Below are 3,897 nucleotides of genomic sequence, written 5' to 3'. Positions count from 1 at the left end.
GCACGGGCAACTACCGCATCCAGAGGACGAAACGCGTTCTCAGGAACTTCGGCACTCCGCGACCGGCGCGTCCCCGCCGTCGTCACCGGTGGTCGCGATGAAGCCGAACGTGGTCGTCCCGCCTGCGGGCAGTACCGCGTTCCAGTCCACTTCGGACACTCGCACCCGGTCGCCGTCCTGAGCGAGGGAACCGTTCCACAGATTCGCGATCTTGGTACCCGGCGGCAGGGTCCAGCTGACCTCCCAGCCGGTGAGGCGGGTGTCCTGGGGGTTCCGGACGGACACGCGGATCTCCGAGCCGCCGGGCCAGCGGCTGGCCACTTCGTAACGCGCTTCGCACATCGGCTTCGCGGCGGGAGCGCTCGCGGCGGGAGCGGCCGGCGCCGCCACCGGGACATCGGGTGCGTCGTCGACCAGGAGGATCCCCGCCAGGACACCACCCGCCACCACCACGCCGCCCGCGATGGCGAACGGCAGCCGCGAACGGCGGGTGGGCGCGGGAAGCCGTTTCGTACCGGCCAGGATCGCCGGACGGCCGTCGGCGACGGCGCTGAGCATCCGTTCGGCCTCGGCCATGTCCGGCCGCTCCCCGGGGTCCCGCCGCAGCAGCCGCAGCAGGACGTCCGTGAGCGGGCCGGTGGCGCGTGGAGCGGTGATCTCGCCGCGCGCGACCCGTTTGAGGAGCGCGATCTGGTTGCCGTCGGTGCCGAACGGCGGCGCGCCTTCCAACGCCGTGTAGAGCGTGGAGCCGAGAGAGAAGACGTCCGACGGGTAGCCGGGTTCCTCGCCGTCCGCGACTTCGGGGGAGAGGAACGCCGGAGTGCCGACGACGAGGCCGTCACCGGTCATGGTGCCTTCGCCCGTGGCGTGGGACAGGCCGAAGTCGGCGATCTTCGCCTGGCCGTCCCCGGTGATCAGGATGTTGTTGGGGGTGACGTCCCGGTGCAGGATGCCGTCCTCGTGGGCCGCCGCCAGCGCCGACGCGATCTGTGCGCCGAGCTCCGCCACCCGGCCGGCGGGGAGCGGGCCGTCGTCGGCGAGGAGTTCCGTCAGCGGCCGTGACGGCAGGAACTCCATGACCAGGAACGGGGTCCCGTCCTGTTCGGCGACGTCGTACACGGTGACGGCGTGCGGATGCTTGAGCCGCGCGGCGACCCGGGCCTCCCGCATCGCGCGCACGATCGACCGGAACGGGGCATCGTCGCGCGAGTTGTCCGGCAGGAGCTGCTTGACCGCGACCGTGCGGTCGAGCCGTTCGTCCCGCGCCCGCCACACCACGCCCATCGCGCCCCGGCCGACTTTGCGCTCCAGCCGGTACCGCCCGGCAATGATGGCATCCCGGTTCACGGCACAACTGTATCCGCTAGGGCAGCGGAACCTCCTCGACCGGCGCACCGGCCGCCGTGAGCCAGGCCTCGGCGAGCAACCGGTGTCCGAGCGGGCTGGGGTGGACACCGTCCGGGGCCAGCGTCGCCGCCCCGTGTTCGGCCGCCGCGCGCGGCATGAACAGATCCGCGCGGATCAGCCGCGCGCCGAATTGGGTGGCCACGTCGATCGCGGCTTCGATCCGGGGCGCCAGATCGCCTTCCCATTCTTGCTGTTCCGGCTCCACCGGCAGCAGGAACGGCGTGATCACGTACAACTCGGCAGGGAGGTGCTGCCGAGCACTGGCCAGCAGCCGGGTGTAGGCGGCGCGGAATTTCCCGATCGGGCTCGGCAGGCCGCGGTCGAAGGTCCGCCAGGTGTCGTTGATGCCGATCTTCACCGTCAGCACCGTGGGGCGCGCCGCGAGGACGTCGGTGGTCCAGCGGGCTTCCAGGTCGTAGATCCGGTTGCCGTTGACGCCCCGGTTGATCACCTCAGGCCCGCCACCCAGCAGTTCCGCGATCTGCCGGACGTAGCCCTTGCCCAGTGACGCCGGATCGGTGCGGTCGCGGCTGGAGTCGGTGATGGAGTCACCGGCGAACAGCAGCCTGTCGGCTTCGGTGTACTTCACGCGCCCGCCTCGATCAGCTTGCGCAGGGAATCGGCCTCGCCGGGGATCAGGTCGGGATCGTTGTCCGGGACGAACTCCAGCAGCGCGTCGAACGGGCGTCCGGCGTTGGAGAGCAGCCCGAACGCCGCCGTCCACAGCTCCGTCCTGGCGGTCAGCGGATGCCGCTCGTTGCTGGGCCACCACGAGAACACGTGCACCGCGCGGACACGTTCGAGGACCAGCTCAAGGCCGGCCAGCGCTTGCTCGTCCGGCAGGTCCTGCGGTGGCTGCCAGTAGGTGCCGAGGTTGTCGCGGCCGACCTCGTCGAGCAGCCGGACGGTCGATTCGGCGGTGTCGGTCAGGGTCCCGCCGTGGAACTCCAGGGCGACCTCCAGCCCGTGTTCGTTCGCGACGTCGGCGGCCTCGCGGAGACCGGCGACGACCTGCTCGCGTTCGTAGGAGTCGACGTCTTCGGAACCCGCCTTGCCCGCCCACACCCGGATCCGGGACGCGCCGAGCCGGACGGCGGTGGCGGCGATCTCGCCGAACTTCCCGGACTCCACCGGGGTGGCACGGAAATAGGAACCGTAGGAATCGCAGGTCAGCCCGTGCCGCGCCATGGCTTCGAACGCGCGCTCGGCCGCCCAATCGTCGCCGGGGCGCACATGGACGTCGGCACCCCACTCGATCACTTGCAGCCCGGCCTCTTCGGCGCGACGGGCCACCTCGTCGGCGTCCAGCCGTCGCAGCGTCACCGAACACAGTCCCGGGCGGATCATTTTCCCTCCAACGGTTGAGTGCTTTCCCGCAGCACGACCTCACCGGTGATCGGCTTGACGCGGGGACTGGCCGCGCGGTCGTCGAGGATGAAGTCGAGGGCCTGCTCGCCCATGCGCTCGATCGGGACGCGCACGGTGGACAGCGAAGGCCTTATGTCGCGCAAGGTGATGATGTCGTCGAAGCCCGCGATCGCGATGTGCTCCGGTACGTCGAGGCCGTGGTCGCGGCAGGCGGCCATCGCGCCGACGGCCATCACGTCGTTGACCGCGAAGACACAGCCCCGGAAGCCGCTTTCCAGCGCTCGCACCATCGCCGCGTAACCGCCGTCGCGGGTGAATTCCGCGTGCAGGACATGGTTCGCCGGCAGGGAGACACCGTGGTGCGCGAGGCCGTCGCGGAAGCCGAGGACGCGATCGCGTGAGGTCAGCAGTCCGGGCGGCCCGGCGAGGACGAGGAAGTCGCGGTGCCCGATCCCGGTGAGCCGTCCGGCCAGGGCGGCCGCCCCGGGCCCGTTCTCCAGCATGACGGTGTCGAACGGCAGTTTCCGCTGCCCGATCACCACGACCCGGCCGTCGGCGGCCTCGAACGCCTTGAGCTCTTTGGTCAGGTTCCGTTGCAGGGCACTGTCTTCATTGCGCGACCCGGCCAGGATGACCGCTCGCGCCCGTTGCCCGCGCAGGGTCGTGACGTACTCGAGTTCCTTCTCCGGCCGGTTCTCCGTGCTCGCGATGGTGACCGTGAGCCCGTGCCGGGCGGCCACGCGCATGACCCCGGAAGCGATCGAGGAGAAGTACGGGTCGACGATGTCGTGCACCAGCAGCCCGACGACGTTGCCGCGCCCGCGGGCCATCGCCTGTGCGGGCACGTTCGCCGTGTACTGCAAGCGTTCCGCGGCCTGGAGCACCGACTCCCGCAGAGTCCCGCTGACCTGTCTGGTCCCGCCGTTGAGCGCTCTCGACGCCGTCGCGAGCGACACTCCCGCCTCACGGGCGACGTCGGCCAGGGTGGCCGAACCGGCGGCGCGCTGCGGCATGGTTCCTCCTCGGTGGTGCGGTGGGGGGCAGAGCCGCGGGGCGGGAGCAACGGCAGAGAGACCGCCCTGGTGGTACGGTCACATTATTAGAAAAAAATACAGCCCCACA

4 protein-coding genes are annotated in these 3,897 nt (G+C 70.7%); all 4 read right to left on the bottom strand.

Translation table 11 applies throughout. The features are described 5' to 3' along the window. Positions 1-39 precede the first annotated feature (39 nt). The 4 genes from ACFWMR_RS26915 to ACFWMR_RS26900 are packed head-to-tail and all read right to left on the bottom strand — an operon-like array spanning position 40 to position 3,788. Positions 40-1,347: a serine/threonine-protein kinase gene (locus ACFWMR_RS26915; RefSeq protein WP_378380370.1), complete on the bottom strand. Its 1,308-nt coding sequence runs from the start codon at positions 1,345-1,347 to the stop codon at positions 40-42. A 16-nt stretch (positions 1,348-1,363) separates the two neighbouring features. Then, a complete protein-coding gene (locus tag ACFWMR_RS26910) occupies positions 1,364-1,996 on the bottom strand; it encodes an SGNH/GDSL hydrolase family protein (protein WP_378380369.1) in 633 nt (210 codons plus the stop codon). Next, entirely contained in the window at positions 1,993-2,754 is a 762-nt protein-coding gene (locus ACFWMR_RS26905) for a sugar phosphate isomerase/epimerase family protein (protein ID WP_378380368.1), read from the bottom strand. The genes ACFWMR_RS26910 and ACFWMR_RS26905 overlap by 4 nt, the downstream gene beginning before the upstream one ends. Beyond that, positions 2,751-3,788: a LacI family DNA-binding transcriptional regulator gene (locus ACFWMR_RS26900; RefSeq protein ID WP_378380367.1), complete on the bottom strand. Its 1,038-nt coding sequence runs from the start codon at positions 3,786-3,788 to the stop codon at positions 2,751-2,753. The genes ACFWMR_RS26905 and ACFWMR_RS26900 overlap by 4 nt, the downstream gene beginning before the upstream one ends. Between the last annotated feature and the right edge of the window lie 109 nt (positions 3,789-3,897).

The sequence above is a fragment of the Amycolatopsis thailandensis genome (assembly GCF_042723255.1).
GTDB classification, from domain to species: Bacteria; Actinomycetota; Actinomycetes; order Mycobacteriales; family Pseudonocardiaceae; genus Amycolatopsis; species Amycolatopsis thailandensis.
Note: the sequence above shows the minus strand (reverse complement) of the source record. Positions and strands in the feature narration are given on the sequence as shown.